Source organism: Dyadobacter sp. NIV53 (assembly GCF_019711195.1).
Taxonomy (GTDB): domain Bacteria; phylum Bacteroidota; class Bacteroidia; order Cytophagales; family Spirosomataceae; genus Dyadobacter.
Genome location: NZ_CP081299.1, coordinates 5,356,573 through 5,375,044 on the forward strand (window position 1 = coordinate 5,356,573; position 18,472 = coordinate 5,375,044).

Annotated in this window: 15 protein-coding genes and 1 riboswitch; of the genes, 5 read left to right on the top strand and 10 right to left on the bottom strand. The window is 39.4% G+C overall.

Annotation, left to right across the window (positions count from 1 at the left end; genetic code table 11):
- The first annotated feature begins 9 nt into the window (after positions 1-9).
- Genes KZC02_RS22175 through KZC02_RS22185 form a run of 3 tightly spaced genes read left to right on the top strand, consistent with a single transcriptional unit; the run spans position 10 to position 2,647 of the window.
- Positions 10-1,497 carry a SusD/RagB family nutrient-binding outer membrane lipoprotein gene (locus KZC02_RS22175; RefSeq protein ID WP_221390684.1) on the top strand — a complete coding sequence of 496 codons (1,488 nt, stop codon included), beginning with the start codon at positions 10-12 and terminating at the stop codon, positions 1,495-1,497.
- A gap of 22 nt (positions 1,498-1,519) precedes the next feature.
- A complete protein-coding gene (locus KZC02_RS22180; RefSeq protein WP_221390685.1) occupies positions 1,520-2,155 on the top strand; it encodes an immunoglobulin-like domain-containing protein in 636 nt (211 codons plus the stop codon).
- Between the two features lie 12 nt (positions 2,156-2,167).
- On the top strand, positions 2,168-2,647 hold the full coding sequence (locus KZC02_RS22185; RefSeq protein ID WP_221390686.1) for a lipid-binding protein: 480 nt from the start codon (positions 2,168-2,170) through the stop codon (positions 2,645-2,647).
- Positions 2,648-2,724: 77 nt separating this feature from the next.
- Here KZC02_RS22185 and KZC02_RS22190 read toward each other — a convergent pair whose 3' ends face one another.
- Together KZC02_RS22190 and KZC02_RS22195 are read right to left on the bottom strand one after the other, a co-directional pair.
- On the bottom strand, positions 2,725-4,170 hold the full coding sequence (locus KZC02_RS22190) for a SusD/RagB family nutrient-binding outer membrane lipoprotein (protein ID WP_221390687.1): 1,446 nt from the start codon (positions 4,168-4,170) through the stop codon (positions 2,725-2,727).
- A gap of 34 nt (positions 4,171-4,204) precedes the next feature.
- Complete coding sequence (locus KZC02_RS22195; protein WP_221390688.1) at positions 4,205-7,426, bottom strand: SusC/RagA family TonB-linked outer membrane protein; 3,222 nt, start codon at positions 7,424-7,426, stop codon at positions 4,205-4,207.
- A gap of 557 nt (positions 7,427-7,983) precedes the next feature.
- Here KZC02_RS22195 and KZC02_RS22200 point away from each other — a divergent pair.
- The gene (locus KZC02_RS22200) at positions 7,984-9,312 is read left to right on the top strand and encodes an amidohydrolase (RefSeq protein ID WP_221390689.1); all 1,329 of its coding nucleotides are present in this window, start codon (positions 7,984-7,986) and stop codon (positions 9,310-9,312) included.
- 133 nt (positions 9,313-9,445) lie between these two features.
- Here KZC02_RS22200 and KZC02_RS22205 read toward each other — a convergent pair whose 3' ends face one another.
- From KZC02_RS22205 to KZC02_RS22215, 3 genes are read right to left on the bottom strand one after another with little or no spacing between them, the layout of a single operon-like run.
- Positions 9,446-10,246, bottom strand: a complete 801-nt coding sequence (locus KZC02_RS22205) for an SDR family oxidoreductase (protein ID WP_221390690.1) — start codon at positions 10,244-10,246, stop codon at positions 9,446-9,448.
- Positions 10,233-11,192: an LD-carboxypeptidase gene (locus tag KZC02_RS22210; protein ID WP_221390691.1), complete on the bottom strand. Its 960-nt coding sequence runs from the start codon at positions 11,190-11,192 to the stop codon at positions 10,233-10,235. The genes KZC02_RS22205 and KZC02_RS22210 overlap by 14 nt, the downstream gene beginning before the upstream one ends.
- Positions 11,193-11,244: 52 nt before the next feature.
- Positions 11,245-11,571, bottom strand: a complete 327-nt coding sequence (locus KZC02_RS22215) for a DUF721 domain-containing protein (RefSeq protein ID WP_221390692.1) — start codon at positions 11,569-11,571, stop codon at positions 11,245-11,247.
- A 260-nt stretch (positions 11,572-11,831) separates the two neighbouring features.
- A riboswitch (SAM riboswitch) is annotated at positions 11,832-11,940 on the top strand.
- 174 nt (positions 11,941-12,114) lie between these two features.
- Between KZC02_RS22215 and metX the strand changes: the two genes are divergently transcribed.
- Positions 12,115-13,167 carry a homoserine O-acetyltransferase gene (metX, locus tag KZC02_RS22220; protein WP_221390693.1) on the top strand — a complete coding sequence of 351 codons (1,053 nt, stop codon included), beginning with the start codon at positions 12,115-12,117 and terminating at the stop codon, positions 13,165-13,167.
- Between the two features lie 69 nt (positions 13,168-13,236).
- Here the strand turns inward: metX and KZC02_RS22225 are convergent, their stop codons facing one another.
- The 5 genes from KZC02_RS22225 to KZC02_RS22245 all read right to left on the bottom strand — a co-directional run bounded on the left by KZC02_RS22225 (position 13,237) and on the right by KZC02_RS22245 (position 18,297).
- Complete coding sequence (locus KZC02_RS22225) at positions 13,237-13,947, bottom strand: glycerophosphodiester phosphodiesterase family protein (RefSeq protein ID WP_229253730.1); 711 nt, start codon at positions 13,945-13,947, stop codon at positions 13,237-13,239.
- A 186-nt stretch (positions 13,948-14,133) separates the two neighbouring features.
- A complete protein-coding gene (locus KZC02_RS22230; RefSeq protein WP_221390695.1) occupies positions 14,134-16,443 on the bottom strand; it encodes an FdhF/YdeP family oxidoreductase in 2,310 nt (769 codons plus the stop codon).
- Positions 16,444-16,445: 2 nt separating this feature from the next.
- Positions 16,446-16,814 (bottom strand): DUF7009 family protein, encoded by a 369-nt coding sequence (locus tag KZC02_RS22235; protein ID WP_221390696.1) that lies wholly within the window; start codon positions 16,812-16,814, stop codon positions 16,446-16,448.
- Positions 16,811-17,644 carry a formate dehydrogenase accessory sulfurtransferase FdhD gene (gene fdhD / locus KZC02_RS22240; protein WP_221390697.1) on the bottom strand — a complete coding sequence of 278 codons (834 nt, stop codon included), beginning with the start codon at positions 17,642-17,644 and terminating at the stop codon, positions 16,811-16,813. Before fdhD ends, KZC02_RS22235 begins: the two co-directional genes overlap by 4 nt.
- 47 nt (positions 17,645-17,691) lie before the next feature.
- On the bottom strand, positions 17,692-18,297 hold the full coding sequence (locus KZC02_RS22245) for a molybdenum cofactor guanylyltransferase (RefSeq protein ID WP_221390698.1): 606 nt from the start codon (positions 18,295-18,297) through the stop codon (positions 17,692-17,694).
- Positions 18,298-18,472 lie beyond the last annotated feature (175 nt).

Below are 18,472 nucleotides of genomic sequence, written 5' to 3' on the forward strand. Positions count from 1 at the left end.
AGATCAAAGATGAAAAGTATATCAAAATATAGTTTACTGCTTCTTGGTGCACTATCACTCGGTTCCTGTAACGACTGGCTGGATGTAAATGTAGACCCGAATAATCCAACCAATGTCGGACCTGAATATGTATTACCTGCTGCACAGGCATCAATCATGGCTGTGACAGGCGGTAGTTTTGCGATCATTGGCGGAATATGGGCGCAACACTGGACACAAGCCCACGTGAGTACGCAGTATAAAACGATAGATTCTTATGATTTGCAGCCGGCGGATTACAATAATTCCTGGACAGAATTGTATGCAGGCGGACTGAATGATTTTGAAGATGTAAAACGCAAAGCAACAGAATCGGGTAATCATAATCTCGTACTTCAGGCAGTAGCTGGACAAACGTATGGATTTCAGATACTGGCAGACTGGTTTGATAAAATTCCATTGAGCGAAGCTTTACAGATTGATGGAACCAGAACACCAAAATATGATGAAGGCCCGGCTATTTATGCGGAACTGCTGAAACGGCTAGATGATGCATTGGCATTGGATTTTGATAACGGGAAATCTACCCAGGTATCATCAGATTTGGTTTTTGGTACACTAAGCCAGGCTGAACAGATTACACAATGGAGACGTTTTGCCAATACACTCAAACTGAAAATGTACCTGCGACAAATCAACAGTGCTAACTCAGCAGCGGCACTGGCAGCTATCCAGACCATGCTTACCAATAATACGGAATTTCTTACAACCCATGCTTCAATCACTGCTTTTGTAGATGAACCCGGCCGAAGTAATCCGCTTTATGAAAGTAATGTGCGCCAGTTGAACACGGCAACAAATCTTCGGCTTAGTAAAACCTTGCAGTCCTACCTTGAAATTAATAAGGATCTGGCGCGGTTGAATGCATATTTTACTCCGGGGACTTCTGGTCAGTATGGTTTGGCACAGGGAGATTTTGATGTCAGTACCACAGTTGTTGCTCCCAATGTGCCAAGTGTTTCAAAATTATCAGCTACTGATCCTTTCTATTTCTTTAGTCTTGATGAAGTAGACTTTATGCTGTCGGAAGCTTACCTGCGTACAGGTAATAATGTTCAGGCCAAGACATTTTATGATCAAGGTGTTGCAGCTGCTTATGCTAAATTCAATCTGGCTTTTGATGCATCCCGGATTTCCACAGGTGGGGTTTATGCATTTCCTGTTGCCGGTACAACCGAAGCAAAGCTGAAAGCGATAATGTATCAGAAATGGGTAGCGATGTACAAACAGGGCTACGAATCTTTCTGGGATCAGGCACGTACAGGTTATCCCGAAATTTCAGCAGTTCCTGCATCGAATGCAAGTTATATTCCGGGGCAATGGACCTATGCAGTTAATGGCGTGACAGGAAGGCTTTTTCCAAAAAGAATACTTTATACTTCTGCATCACGCGATGTAAATCCGGGAAATACACCTGCACCGGCAAAAGTTACTGACAAAATCTGGTGGATGAAGTAAACAGTTTAATTATCAAAAGATCATGATAAAAGAAATCAGGTATATAGCCATAGTGATTTTTGCAGGAATATTTTTTGCCTGCGAACCCGATAAAACCAGCGAGGATATATCAAACATTACTTTTTTTCCGGTTATCACTTTAAAAGGTGAACAATGGGAACAAATAACGCTTGGGACGAAATACACCGATCCAGGTGTGGATGTCAAAGAAGGTGAAACGGATATTACGGCCAAAGTGACTGGTACTGTGGACGAAAAAACAGCAGGAGTTTATGTGCTCCAGTATGATGCAGTAAACAAGGATGGGTACTCATCCAGGGAATACCGATACGTAGGAGTGATAGACCCCGCTATAAAAGGAACAGATATTACGGGTGCTTATAAAAGGAATGCCGGTGAAATGGGGATTTCTAATGTAACAAAGGTGAGCGGTAACCTTTATCACACTGATAATATTGGAGGTGTGGCAATTCCGAATGCCGGATTAGGCGTGTATTTTTATTATTATGCAAAAGGTAAACTTGGCGTCCCGTTTCAGTTAACACCCGGCAATTCTTTTGAAGCTACCAACGGAGCAGTCGTTGAAGGAGTACAATATAGCTGGATCGTAATCAATGCCGGCTATGGTACCGCAGTCCGTACATTTATCAAACAATAACCATTCGTGAACATGAGATACGCTAAATATGCAGGTATTTTTTTGGTTTTTGGAATGCTTTCCTGCGACGCAGGCAATGAACCTGATATCCAGGGAACAAAATTAAAAGCCATGACTGGTGAGTGGTGGATTGTAATTTCAAGCGGTGGAGATACATTCCCAGGTTATCATTTAATTACTACTTCCAATACTGCGGCTAACAATGAAACAGACTTGTTGCTTGACGATGGTGAGTTATGGCCCGCAAAGGTGGTAACAAAAGTGAATTTAGCTGCTATGACTTTTGATGCAGCGTCCAATCTTTCCAACATGTATGATGACTCCATTGCTGTTTCTATTACAGAAGGGAAAATTTTAAAAAATGCCGCAACGACTACCGGAGGAAATAAAACAGATTCGATTTATGTTCAGTTTGAATTTTCTGATGATCCCGGAACAAAATATGAATATGCCGGATATCGTCGTACAGGATTTCGTGAAGATGAGCATTGATTGACAGTTTTTAGAATTAAAAAAGGGATGAAGTCATGATTGACTTCATCCCTTTTTTAAAACGCAATAGCTAAATATTATTTATCCCACCAAACTTTTGTATACTGGTCATCAGCACCCTGAGAACTTACTACTGCCTGATAGTTTACTTTGTTAAGCGTATTTTCAGTTACCGGATAAGCTAGTCTGCGAGGAATCTCAGTACCTCCGTTCAATGTAGCAGCCGCTGGTTTCAAAACAGGAAAACCAGTTCTTCTCCATTCAGACCATGCTTCAGTTCCCTGGTAGAAAAGAGCAATCCATCTTTGGTTACCAATTTTCTCTAAAGCAGTTGCTTCTGCATAAGCGACATCCGGCATAGCAAGATATGCTTTCGCTGCAGCTTCTGTGTAACCTGTACCCATCCATTGTTGCAATGAGGCAGTAACTGCAGCCTCATAAAGTGTTTTTGCATTACCAGTTGTCCAGCCAAGTTTGGCAGCTTCAGCCTGTGCAAAAAGTACCTCAGCGTATGTCATTACATTTATAGCAGAATTTTGCTGAGCCAAGATTGTGCCAATTAGTGAAACATCCTGAGCTTTTGTACCACCCAATGCATAAGGAACCCCTACATATTCGCCATTGATATTTTTAGCGGCCAGGAATGGTAATCTTGGATCAGCTACTTTTTTCAGGTAATTAACAAAAACATCGCTTAAAGCATAGTCCTTTCTGTTAGTCACTGTATAGTTGTTGTAAAGAGGATTCTCATTATTGGATTCAGATAAATATTTATACTGAACATTATCTGCGTTAGAAGTAAAAACTCCGTCAGCAAGTGCAGCAACAAATTCTTGTTTCCCCATATCAGGTTTCACTTTAGATAAACGAAGCGCTGCGATCAGACGTAAAGAATTAGCAAATTTTTTCCATTTTGCAGTATCACCACTTAATAGAATATCACCTGTAAAAGCTTTGCCGCCATCAAACTGTGCTGCTGCTTCTTTCCATTCTTTAAACAAGTCTGTATAAATTGCTTCCTGCTTATCAAAAGCAGGTGTAAAATCTTCATCACCTTTAAGTGCCTCTGAATAAGGGATATCACCCCAACGATCCGTCATCCATTGAAAGAAATAAGCTTTCAGAATTCTTGCCGTTGCAATTTGATTTGCATTTGAACCGTTTGCAGCTGCACTGGTTGCAGTTGCCTCGTTAGAATTCAGATCAATAATGTGCTGAAGATTTACAAGCGGTCCGGAATACCAGGCATTGTAACTAAAGTTGATCGTTTTGTATTTTGAATCCTCGATATAGGTAATGTCGCCAAACTGCTGAACATACATAGCCGGAACTATATTCGCAGCTCCGGAACCAACCTGAGCATTGATAGTTCCAACATTACGTATTGCTCCTGTTAGTAAGCCAGATGTACTTGGCGATGACGGACTATTTGTATTGACATTCGTATCTCCAAAATCACTACATCCGAAGAGTGAAGTAATTAAGGTAATTGCTAGGATTGGTTTTTGCCAGTATTTTTTCATGATTGATTTTATTTCTTTGGTTAAATAGCTATGACTAAAGTCCTAAACGAAGATTTAATCCAACAGAGCGAACAGGAGGTAACTGACCACCTTCGTACCACATTGTTTCCGTTTCGGAGATATCGATACCACCGCCAATTGCGCTATAAACTAGTAACAGGTTACGTCCGATCACAGAAATGCTTGCAGATTTTACAAATTTGCCCAGGAATCTTGATGGAAGTTTATAACCGAAGGAAACCTCACGAAGCTTAACATAAGTTTTGTCGTAGATCCAGTTTTCGTTCAATGCAAATAACCAGTTTTCATAAAGATTCTGAGTATCTACACGTTGCGTATTTTTCTCTCCGTCCTGAGTAACTGCATCCAGAATTACACCACCAGGAGCAGTTCCATCAATAGGATCACGTTTTGGATTCCCAAGTTCATTCAAACCAGCTGTTTCAGCTGCCAATCCTGAATATGCATTAAACATTTTTGTAACTGAGAAGAACTTGCCACCTACTACGAAGTCTGTACTAATGTTAAGATTGAAGTTTTTATATTGGAAAGAGTTGATAAAACCACCTTTGAATTTAGGAAGTACATTACCAAGATTAACATTGTTCTCTTTAACATATAAACCCGCAGTACCAGCTTTGATGTTTTCTGGAGTAGAAGAGTAAACAACTTTGTTGCCATTAGCATCTTTTTTGATACCTACACCTTCCAGCATACCCCATTTCTCACCAACGCGTGCATTTAATGTAAGTGTTCTCCATTGTGGTCCGTCAACCAGGTAGTTACTGCTTTGTTCAGTAAGTTCGATAACTTTCGATTGGTTACGGTCTGCATTTAAATCAAGATTCCAGGTAAAATTGTCTGTTTTTACCGGAGTTGCAGAGATATGTAATTCTACTCCAGAAGTTCTAATCAAACCGGCATTCACAACAGCATTACTGTAACCACTCGTAGGAGCAACTGCAAGTGGAATGATCTGATTACTATTATCATTGCGATAAGCTGTAAATTCAAGACCAATTCTGTTGCTGAAAAATTTCAGGTCTATACCACCTTCATAAGAAGACGACATTCCTGGTTTCAAATTTGTATTTGGTAAAGTTCCTGGTAGAAACTGAGTTGGGTTACTTCCATAAACTGTTCCAACACCATAAGTAAGAGAAGTCTGGTAAGGTACAAGGTCAGTTCCAACCTGTGCATATCCTGCTCTCAATTTACCGAAAGACAATATAGAGTTAGAAGGTATAAACTCTGTAAATATCAAACTTGTCGAAACAGATGGGTATAGATACGAATTGTTAGATTCGGGCAGTGTAGATGACCAGTCATTACGGATCGAACCTTCTACAAAGAAGAAGTCGTTATATCCTAAACTTACGTTACCAAAGACACTGTTGACTTTACGTTCAAACAAATAATTGGCAGAAGTCGGACGGTCTTTTGAAGCACCAATGTTATAGTAGCCTGGTGTTGTCAAGCCACCAACAGTAGCCTGAAGTGTACCCTCAATTCGGTTATAACGAATGTTTCCACCAGCATTAGCCATAACGGAAATTTTATTAAAAGTCTTATCAAAATTGATAATCCCTTCATAATTGTTTTCTGATGTAACACCCGTCAGATAAGAATAGGCTCCCAATCCACCAGCATTAAGTGTACCAGCAGCAATTTGTCCAGACTGAACAAAAGTACCATAGTCACGACGAACCTTACCGCTCACTTTAAGGAAATCACTGAATTTGTAGGTAAGGCCTACATCTCCAAAAATTCTTTGTGTACGGCTTGTATTGGTGTTTTCATATGCCTGAGTGTACGGGCTATCCCAATATTTTGGTTTTGGGTCCAAAGGTCCTCCGATGTTCCAGCTACGGAAAGTTCCGTCAGCATTTTTGTAATTTTTAAGATCATCGATGCTTAACTGACGCTGGAACCACTGGTTGAAAGATCCTATAGTCTGATTGTAACCAGTAAGTGTAGCATTAGAAGTATTGAACAAATTTGTTCCTGCACTGGTACCTCCGGTTGAACCATAACGGTCAGCAGGGGTATTTTTTGTATTCGTTCCTGTATAGTTTATGTTCAGATCAGCGGTAAGATTTTTCCCAAAAGTAATTGAGTTTTTTGCACTGATATAATCACGTGACTGCTTGCTGTTTGGTATGATACCATTATTGACAATATGCGTGTAAGATATTCTTGAAGAATAATTCTCGCCAGCCTTTGCAAAAGCAATGTTTGAATTGTGGCTAACAGGTTTTTCAAAAAAGTCACGCACGTTGTTCGGATTAGCACTGAATGGAGTTTCCTTTCCAAATCCCTCTCCTGGCTGCCATGAAGCAGCAGAACGGTGTAGAGAATTGTCAATTTTAGGTCCCCAACTTTCATCTGCGGAATAATCCAGTATTTTTTGTCCGTCATATGACGACCATGCCGCAGGATGTATAGCAGGATTGAATGCAAAAGTTTCCCATTCCTGTGAGTATCCGCCGCCATATTCATTCTGGTACTTAGGAAGCATGGAAACCTGATCAAATGTAGAACTGTGGTTTACATTTAAAGATGTTTCACCTGATTTTGCCCTTTTAGTTGTAACAACAATTACACCCGCAGATGCACGATTACCGTAAAGTGCTGTAGCAGACGGTCCTTTCAAAACAGTAAGGGATTCAACATCGTCCATGTTAACCATGCTGATGTCGGTTGGTGTACCATCTACAACGTACAACGGATCAGCCCCTGTTAAAGAGTTAATTCCGCGAATACGGATAGTTGGTGCTCCAAATTTTGCAGCAGACTGGCCCATAACCTGTACACCGGCAATTTTACCTGCAAGCGCATTTCCGATATTTGGATCACGCGCAAGAGTAAGTTTGTCACCTTTGATTTCCTGTACGGAATAACCCAAAGCTTTTTTGTCGCGAGCGATACCAAGTGATGTAACAACTACTTCCTGCAACTGAGTAGCATCATTGACAAGCGTAATGTTGATTGAAGAACGTGTTCCGACGGGTACTTCCTGGCTTACAAAACCAATAAAACTAAAAACTAACGTGGCGCCAGGTTCAGCGGAAATAGAATAATTTCCCTGACTGTCAGTGTTTGTTCCGCGATTAGTACCTTTCAAAGAAATGTTAACGCCCGGTAAAACTGAGCCGTCATCTGCGGTTACGAGTCCCGTTACCGCACGATCCTGGGCATAGACTTGATTTGCCAAAAGCAATAAGCTTCCCAGTAAGGATAATAGAGTCTTCCTCATACGTAATTTAAATGGTTAGGTTTGTTATCAATAGAGATTGTTGCGAAATTAATTATTGTTTTAACCATTACAAGGTTTCTTTATTCGTTTGCCAAAAGAAAGTTTGGCAGGAGTGCTATTTTTGGCAAATTTTATTACTGTAAACAATCTTTATTTGCCAATATTTGAATTGAATGAAATTTATGCTATAATATGACTGTGTTATCCAATTGTTAACAGATTGCCACTTTTGTTGCTTTTTTCATACTTATACATTAAAATAGCATTAAATTGAATAATTGACATTTAAGTATAACGCAATGTATATACGTTTTCATTATTGAGAATGGTTATAAATTAATAAACCTTACTGATTTGAATTAGGTAATCCTTTTTCAAGAATATGTAACTGCCTTGAAAATTGGATTTTTTTAATATCAAAGCTTGGAATTTATGTGCCCGAATTTGAATTATTGGTAAATAAGTATAGCTATTTGGTCTAATCTGTTTATATTATGACTGATCGGCATTTTTTTAAGAGAAGAGTAGTTATTTAAATAAAATTTAGCCCATTTGATATGAATTTGAAAAGCCTTCTACCATTTTCATTTCTTGTTCTTTCAGGATTTCATTGTTATTCCCAATCTCCTCTGAATGCTAAAATTGATCAGAAGGCTCAGGCTCTTGAATCTCAAATTGTGACATGGAGAAGAGATTTTCACGAAAACCCTGAGCTTGGAAACAGGGAATTTAAAACAGCTGAGAAGATTGCAGCACATTTGAAAAAGCTGGGTATGGAAGTACAGACAGGAGTAGCACACACAGGTGTAGTAGGTTTACTTAAAGGTGGCAAACCTGGTCCCGTAGTCGCTTTAAGAGCGGATATGGATGGGCTTCCGGTAGCAGAGCGCGTGGATGTGCCTTTTAAATCCAAGGTTACCTCAGAGTATAATGGACAGCAAACAGGCGTGATGCATGCTTGCGGACATGACACCCACGTAGCTATTCTTATGGGCGTTGCAGAAGTGCTTACTTCCATGAAAGCCGATTTGAAGGGAACCGTTAAATTTATTTTTCAGCCGGCGGAAGAAGGTGCTCCGAAAGGGGAGGAAGGTGGCGCCAAACTGATGATTAAGGAGGGGGTTTTGGAAAATCCTAAGGTGGATGCCATTTTTGGATTACACATTAATTCACAAACAGAGGTTAATACCATTGCCTATAAGCCTGGCGCAACCATGGCAGCGGTAGATTTTTTCAGCATTGATATTAAAGGCAAACAGACACACGGAGCCTATCCATGGTCTGGTGTAGATCCAATCGTTACATCTTCTCAGATCGTAATGGGTTTACAGACTATTGTCAGCAGGAATCTGGATATTACCAAAGCGCCGGCAGTGGTTACGATAGGTGCTTTTCATGGTGGTATTCGGGAAAATATTATTCCGGAAGAAGTTAAAATGATCGGTACCATCAGGACCTTTGATGAAGAAATGCACACTTTCGTGCATAAGCGCGTCAATGAGATCGCCACCAATATTGCGGAAAGTGCAGGTGCAAAAGCGGATGTGAAAATTAATGTGCTGTACCCGGTGACATTCAACGATATACCTCTGACTGAAAAAATGATCGGCACTCTTGAAGAAGTTGCGGGGAAGAATAAAGTCATTCTGACGACGGCAAAAACGGGAGCGGAGGATTTCTCCTACTTTCAGCAAAAAGTGCCTGGCTTTTTCTTTTTCCTTGGGGGAATGCCAAAAGGTAAAAATCCGTTAGAAGCAGCGCCACACCATACACCGGATTTTTTCTTAGATGAAAGTGGATTGGTATTAGGTGTTCGTTCACTTAGCAGACTGACGGTAGATTTTATGGAAAAACAAACCTCCGTAGCAATTAAAGGAAAGAAATAGTTACGCATGATTAACGTAAAAGAGGGTGAATCCAATGATTGGAACACCCTCTTTTGTATTTTGACCAGACGGACTGTTTAACTTAGAATGTTATAAATGCCAATTTTAGCCAAGTTAATATTGTCAAACGACGTTATTCAGGTTTGGTTTTTCTTACTTGCTCGAAGAGTATATTTGGTAAAAATCTTTTCAGGTATATCGCGGCAACTTCCGTGAAACCACCGATGTATATTTCCTTTTTATCTTTTTTTACGGCTTCCAATATCCTTCTCGCGCATTCATCAGCCGGGATTCCGTTTGCCTGATTGGCATCCATTTTACCAAATTTGCCACCGGATTCATTTAATGCATTTACTGAAATATTCGTTTTAATGTAACCCGGACAAACGGTCGTAACGTGAATGTTTTCACCAAAACCCTCTGCTCTCAATGAATCATAAAAGCCGTGTAATGCATGTTTGGCAGCATTATAACCCGATCGCATTGGTGTACCGATCTTGCCTGCAACGCTGCTGATCACGATAAAATGACCCGACTGTTGCCTGATCATATATGGTAGTATCGCTTTTGTAATGGCAACTGTACTAAAAAAATCGACATCCATAATTTTACGATATACTTCCATGGTTGTATCCTTAATGTAGGATCGCTGACTAACCCCTGCGTTGTGGACCATTACATCAATATGGCCGAAGGTTTTTATAATCATATCTACCGCAGGTTGTGTTTTGTCAAATTCTGTCACATCCATTGGTAAGATCAAAACCGACGAAACGGGCAAACCGGTAAGCTTTTTTACGCGAAGTAACTCTTCTTCTCTTCTCGAGGTAAGCACCAGTTTTGCGCCTTCTTTTGCAAAAGCCAAAGCAATTGCTTCTCCAATCCCGGAGGATGCACCGGTAATCCAGACTACCTTATTTTTAAACGATTCCATCTTTTAGTGCATTTATAACGGGTATCTTATCAGAAACAAAATGAAAATCTACACTGTTCTTCTGAACATCAAGCCTGGATTCCATTCCAACTATCATGGCTCTGTTGTCAGAAACATGGCCGACGGGAAAGTTGAAACTTAGCGGATAATCATATTCTGATACATGTTCGTGAATAATTTCATAAGCATTTTTGCCAAACGCAGGCCGCGAATTATCCTTCATATCCGTAAACTGGCCAACTATCAAACCGGCCAGATGATCCAGTTTCCCGGCGCGTTTAAGCTGTATCATCATCCTGTCGAGGTTGTACAGATATTCGTTTACATCTTCTATAAAAAGTATTTTTCCCTTTGTATCAATATCAGTTACTGATCCAATTAAATGAGCAAAAAGACAAAGATTTCCACCGACCAGCTGACCGGTTGCTGTGCCGGGCCTGTTCAAAGAATGGGAATTTATGGAATATGAAGGAAGTTCTCCAAACAGAACTTTTCGAAGTGAATCCGCCGCTTCTTCTGCTCCTGGCAGCATCATGGATTTGACCATAGGAGCATGTACAGATGTAATTCCCAGCTTAAACAACTGAGAATGAACAACGGTTAAATCACTAAAACCGATAATCCATTTTGGAGATTGTATGAAATTTGTAAAGTCCAGATCATCAACAATCCTGGAACAGCCATAACCGCCACGGGCTGCCATAATTGCTTTTATTGACGGATCATCTAACATTTTCTGAAAGTCTGTCAAACGATCTTCATCACTGGCGGAAAACTGATTGAATGAGCTTTTTAATGTCTGACCTTCAACTACTTCCAGTTTCCATTCATTTTTTAACCGGTTAATTCCCGGAATCATTTCAGTATAGTTGATAGCACTTGCAGGAGCAATAATTCCTATTTTATCACCGGCTTTTAAAAATGACGGAATTTTAATTTTGGTCATAAATTGTTAAAACGCGTGGTATTGACAACAATTTTGGAAGCCTGAGTACAGGTTAAATAAATACAACATCTTCAACAAGATCACTTTTCATTTCTCTGTTGATAAGCTCAATGATTTTGAATTTGGCACGAACCAGTTCACTCCGTAAAGGAGCGGATTCTATCTGAAGAAAAAGTACGCGGTCTTTGATATACACTTTTTGGGTCCTTGATCCGATAGCCGAACCCATGATTTTGTCCCAATGCGCTACAACATACGACTGATCAAACCTGTTTCGTAACCGGTATTTTTCAAGCATCTGATCAATAGCATCTTTAAGAGGTGTTATCCCTGGACGGCGGGATGCTTTTTCTTTATCAAAACGGTATTGTTGTGCCATATTTATTGTAGTGCTTTATACAAATGTAAGAATATAGAAGGGAATAAGGAGGAAGGACGTAGTGGAAAATGGATTAAAAATTCGTTTTCAGGAATAATACTTTGAGGTTGAGGAAAGTAAAAATAAATAAGCCTGGAACGAGTTCAGTGCCAACAAATAAATCAGTTTCGGAGCAAATTAAAAACAAGTGTAATTTGCATTTTCAGCGATCCGGACTTAATATTGCAGCATCAAGTCAATTGCTTCACTTAACAGCGATTGATTTATAAAGAAGAGGCGAGAGAATGGGCTCAAAGAACCTCTGGCAACCTGCTACCAAATTTGGAGAAAGGTGCTAATTCCCACCTAAGTTATTAGGAGATATAAAATCAATTCGCATGAACTTACTGTTAGAAATTTCCGTAAGCCGGATGGCTTTAATCTCGTACCTGAAACTGGAAAGTAGTTTTCAATAAGCAGGATCGTGTATCTTTTTCTGGCTCATTCCGGAAACAGGTCATCTTATATCATATTTTATAATTTAAACTTTGTGCTTTGGCACTCATGCAAGCGGAACAAAAAATTTATAAATATCCATATACCTATTCCCTGGAATTAGGTCGTGAATTACCGGGTTTCGAATTGTCTTACACTACGTATGGCACCAGGAACGACGGAGATGATAATATTGTATGGATCTGTCATGCGTTAACAGGAAGTTCCAATGCGGCTGAATGGTGGGATGGTCTGGTAGGAGATGGAAAATTTTTCGACCCGGCCAAATATTTCATTATTTGTGTCAATGTAATTGGTTCTGCTTATGGGTCTACCGGCCCACTTTCCATTGATCCTAAAACGCAGCAGCCATTTTACAGGAATTTCCCGCTGATTACTGTAAAAGATGTAGTCGGAACCATGGAAATCCTGCGCCAGGAATTACAGATCCGTAGAATAAAAATATGTATTGGAGGATCTTTGGGTGGCCAGCAAGCGCTGGAATGGGCGGTGGAAGTTCCTGATCTGTTTGAAGAACTGATATTGATTGCGTCTAATGCATTGCATTCGCCCTGGGGTGTAGCGTTCAATGAGTCACAGCGCATGGCGATTGAGGCTGATCCGACTTATAATGACAATAATAGTGAAGCGGGTGGAATGGGGTTGCGTGCAGCCAGATCCATTGCGTTGTTGTCTTACCGTAATTATGATACATACAATTTTACGCAGGCACGTGACAATCCGGATCAGATCGATGATTTCCGGGCATCATCCTATCAGCAGTATCAGGGAGATAAATTTGTGAAACGCTTTAATGCGTTTTCCTACTGGATACTGTCCAAAATTATGGATTCGCACAACGTAGGCAGAAATCGTGGCGGAATTGTGCACGCATTAGGTATGGTAAAAGCAAAAACGCTGGTATTGGGAATAAAATCTGATTTGTTGTTTCCATTATCTGAACAGCAATTCCTGGCGAGGCATATTCCGGATGCAGTTTTTCAGGAAATTGATTCTTTATATGGGCACGACGGCTTTTTGATAGAGTATAAGCAGTTAAATCAGGTAATAAAAGCCTGGCAGCAAACAAATGGCCAATTGCAGATTGCTAAAATCGGTTGATGATTAAAACAAAAGAGTCGCAGATAATTTCTTTGCGGCTCTTTTGTTTTAACTACAAATTGGAACTTTCTATTTAGATATCTTCAGCAATAGCTCAGGTTCGTTTGTAGTGATGAAATCTACATTTTGATCCAGAAACCATTTCATTACCGGTTCATCATTTACGGTCCAGGTATTGGTAGAAAGATTCAGCTGATGCATTTCTTTGATCCAGTTTTCATTTTTCTTGAAAACTGTAAAATGATAATCAACACCGCTTAAACCTGCTGCCTTAATTTCAGCTGGCGTTTTATCTCCATTCAGGTATTCCACATGTGCATTTGGAGCAAGCTGTTTCACTTTCAGGCACACATCGTAGTCAAACGCGATGTAATCCGTAATGCCTTCAACTTTTAATTTTTTAACCATTTCTACACATTTTTCGGTCAGTGCAAGTGAACGTTCTTTGCTGATAGAAGAAGTTTTTATTTCAAGGATCAAACGTGTATTTTTTTGTTTAGCACCAGCTTTCAGGTATGCTTCCAGTGTAGGAAGATTCTCTCCATTTTCCAGTTTGATCTGTAATAATTCTGTTGAATTGGTTTTTTCGATATCTGTACCTTTAACAGCATGATCATGATGAACGAAAAGAACGGAATCAGCTGACATGTGTACATCAAACTCGCTGCCGTAACATTTTAGTTTAATTGCGTTTTCTAATGCGGCAATAGAATTTTCAGTTGCACTCGTATTTTTCCATGCACCGCGATGCGCTATAACTTTATTTTTATTTTGAGACATACTTTCAAAAGTGATCATACAGAGTAAACCAACTGCGATAATCAGGATATTTTTTTCATTTTTAATAAATTAAACTTTTAAAAAGGTACTTTTTTGCAATTCCCGAAAGTACTTCATTTTATTTAGCACAATATTAGCTTTACATTAAGAATTGAATATCTGAATTGAGTATGATAGTTACCATTCTTAATCAATGTGTTTTTTAACTTTTATAATAACATGCTTTGAAGTAGGTGTATTGCTTTTATCAGCAACGCTTGTTAATGGTACAAGTACATTGGTTTCCGGGAAATAAGTGGCTGTACAACCTTTTGGAATCGGATATTCAACTATAACAAATTGGTGCGCTGCTCTTTCGATACCATCGTGATAATTGTATAAATCCACGATTTCACCATTTTTTAATTTTCTTCTGCTGATATCTGTTTCGTTCATCAAAATTACCCGCCGTTCATTGTAAATGCCACGATATCTGTCATTTAATCCGTAAATTGTTGTATTAAACTGGTCGTGGCTCCGAATTGTCATCATAATCAATTCGTCGTGCTGTAAATTCAGTTCCGGAACATCTGCTATATTAAAATGTGCTTTCCGGGATTTTGTATCAAAATTTCCTTCACGGTTACAATTGGGAAGATAAAAGCCGCCGGGAATTCTTACGCGTTCATTGTAATCATCAAATCCCGGAATTGTCCGTTCGATATCTGCCCTGATCACATCGTAATTTCCTATGTATTGATCCCAGTCAATTTTGCTTTTTTTGCCTAGTGTAGCTTTTGCCAACCGGCTTACTATATCCGGTTCGCTTAACAGATGTTCAGAAATCGGATCTAAAATTCCTTTTGATGACTGGATTACACCCATGGAATTTTCGCACGATACGAACTGAGCTTCACCATTTGCCATATCCTTATCACTTCTTCCAAGGCAGGGCAATATCATTGCTTCCTTACCATGTACAAAATGGCTCCGGTTTAATTTGGTGGAAACGTGTACTGTCAGGCTGCAATTTTGTAATGCTTCGGCTGTAAAGTTTGTATCCGGAGTTGCGGAAAGAAAATTCCCACCCATCGCAAAAAATACACTTGCTTTACCTTCATGCATTGCTTTGATAGACTCAACGACATCAAAACCATGTTTTTTGGGTGGCGTAAAATGAAAATTCCGTTCAATAGAATCCAGAAATTTATCTGATGGTTTTTCAAAAATTCCCATTGTGCGGTCGCCCTGCACATTACTATGGCCACGAACCGGGCAGGTTCCTGCACCAGGCTTTCCAATACTTCCTTTAAGCAACAGCAGATTTACAATTTCTTTAATTGTATCCACGCCGTTTTTGTGTTGGGTAATTCCCATTGCCCAACACGCAATAATTTTACTTTTTTTACTTAATAATTTCGCAACTTCCTGTATTTGTATAAAAGGAACACCGCTGGCTTCTGCCAGTTTTTCTGCGTTTTTATTTTTGATGTGCTGTTTAAAACCTGCAAAACCTGCTGTATTATTTTTAATAAAATCATTATCCAGCACCATTCCCGGATTGCGTTCTTCTTCGTTCAACAAAAGAATTTCAATGGCTTGTAATGCTGCCATATCACCATTGATTTTTACCTGAAGGAAAATATCGGTAAGTGCTGAATCAATTTGCAAAATTCCTTTTACAGTCTGCGGGTTATTAAAACCCATTAACCCCGTTTCCGGTAAAGGATTAATTGCAATGATCGTAGCTCCTTTGGCCTTTGCTTTTTGCAATGCAGTAAGCATTCTGGGATGGTTGGTTCCCGGATTCTGGCCTAAAATAATAATCACTTCGGCTTCGTAAAAGTCTTCCAGTGTAACCGAACCTTTGCCAATTCCCAACGATTCACCCAAGGCTACACCACTGCTTTCATGGCACATATTACTGCAATCAGGTAAATTATTGGTGCCAAATTCTCTTACAAAAAGCTGGTATAAAAATGCGGCTTCATTACTTGTGCGACCGGATGTATAAAAAACAGCTTCGTCAGGAGAAGCCAGCCTGTTTAATGCAAAACCAATTTTTTCAAATGCAGAATTCCAGGAAATGGGTTGATAATGCGTTGCACCGGCAGGCAAAAACATGGGACGGGCTATTCTTCCCTTACTGCCAATTTCATAATCGGATAATTTTGCTAATGCTTTAACCGGGTTTTTTGAGAAAAATTCAGCCGTCAATTTCTTAAGTGTGGCTTCTTCTGCGACGGCCCGTGCTCCGTTTTCACAATACTCGGCAACTCCTGAACGCTCATCATCCGGATCCGGCCAGGCACAACTCGGACAATCAAAACCACCTTTTTTGTTCAGGCTCCACAATGCTTTCATACCACGTTTCACACCTGCTTCTTCCACTACTTTTTTAAAACTGGAAACCACAGCAGGAACTCCGGCAGCGACCTTTTTAATTTCTCCCTTTTTTAGCCCGGTTAACGTTTCCGGGTTTTCTGCTCCTGGAACAGGTATTTGTTCAGTACTCATAATCAGCAGGTTTTATTAGGATTCTCGAAATTATCCGATTGATCTTCTGTCGTATTGTCAAGGCATTTGAAATCTTTTTCCAGTAAAAGATATAAAAACTCCGTATCATTGATTGGCATATTCGCCTCAAAACCAACAATGTTATTGATCGCCCAGTCTTCCAGAAATGTGGCGGGTACCAGCATGGTAATTTGATTATCAGCAAATGTTGCTGTCAATTCATTCACTTCTATGCTTTGTGTTAACGCATACGAAAAATGCGTGCTGCCAAAAGAAGTACATTCTTCTAAATGCCCTTGGTCACTTAATAATTCCACTTCGGTTTTAGACAGCCTGACTCTAACCGAATTACCATGGATACGTATTTTCATAATTCTTTAACGCGGTTCCAACCAGAATATATATTAAATTTTTCGCTTCCTAAAAACCCGATTAATGTCATATTGCATTCCTCGGCAAGTTGTGCTGCCAGACTGGATGGTGCTCCAATTGCCGCAACAATTCGTATTCCAGCCATATTGGCTTTCTGTATCAATTCAAAACTTGCCCTGCCACTTAATAATAAAATCATGCTGGTTAATGGTAACTGATCGTTATAAAAAGCCGAGCCAATCACTTTATCCAATGCATTATGCCTACCTACATCTTCTCTTAATGCAATGAAATTTCCTTTCATATCAAATAACGCTGATGCGTGTAAACCACCAGTGCTTTTGAATATATTCTGTTGCTTTTGTAATGAGGCAGGAAGTTCAAAAAGTACTGCTTTTGTTATGGTCATTTCATCTCCTGGTTCAGAATACATTGAAATTGTTTTGATAGCATCAATGCTTGCCTTGCCGCAAACACCGCAGCTGGAAGTGGTATAAAAGTTTCTTTCCAAAGATTTTAAAACAGGAGTTTCTGTGTCCGTTAGAGTAACTACGATGTTGTTTTCATCCGGAACACTGGATTTCGCTGCTTTTACCTGGCCCTTATTCTGAATAATTCCTTCCGTAAACAAAAATCCCGTTGCCAGTTCGTCATCATGGCCGGGTGTACGCATTGTGATCGATACGTTTTTCAGGATTCTTTTGCCTTCTGCTAAAAATGAAATTTGTATTTCAAGCGGTTCTTCAATAGCAAGCTGGTCTTCTTTTTCAGAAAATTCGTTCGGCGTAACCTTTCTGATTATTCTGCTTTCAATGGAAATAGTATGCATTCTTAATTGGATCGTTGATATTTAAAATGGCAGTTTTCGGCTTTACATTATCTGCTTAGTAATTCTTTGGCAACCATGAATTCCTCCGGTGTATCCACACTTGTCATGACTATATCATCTGCCGGAATATATTTTTCTGCCTTATTCTGAATCAGAAAATGCTGCAATGAATGTTCTTTCGTATCAAATTGTTTTTTTAAAATTAAACCTGCTTCTTTGGAATACCAGGCTAATAATGGTTCATATTTTCCATGTTCATTATAAAAAGCAGCAGCAATAGAATCTCCTTTTATCTGTTCTAAAAAGTTTTTTAAAACCTGTTCATTTACAAACGGATAATCGCAGCCAACCACCAGAAAATCATGGTCTGGATAAGAAGTAAATGCTGTTAATAGTCCCGCCATGGGGCCAATATTTTCAAACTTGGCAAGATCCTGTAATACATTATATTCCTTCGAAACAGTTTTTAGTTGTATCTGCTTACAAGATATAAATGCTTTACTGCATAAATTGTTTTGACCCGAATAAAGCATATCATAAAGATGATAACGCTGTTGCTTTTCAAAGTAAATAAGCGAACTCTTATCGGCTCTCATACGCCTGCTTTCCCCTCCACAGACAACAAGGCCATATAATTTGCGTGATATTTTCATGTATGAGGATCTGTCGTGGTGTGATTCCATTATAAAACATATTTAGGGTAGTAAAATTCAGTTTTATACAACCTGCGCTACGGATATGGTCTATGCAACTTTCAAATGGCAAATTTCAAACTGATAATATTGAATTTTTAACTGGTAAAATTTAAATATTATTGCTTTTAATATA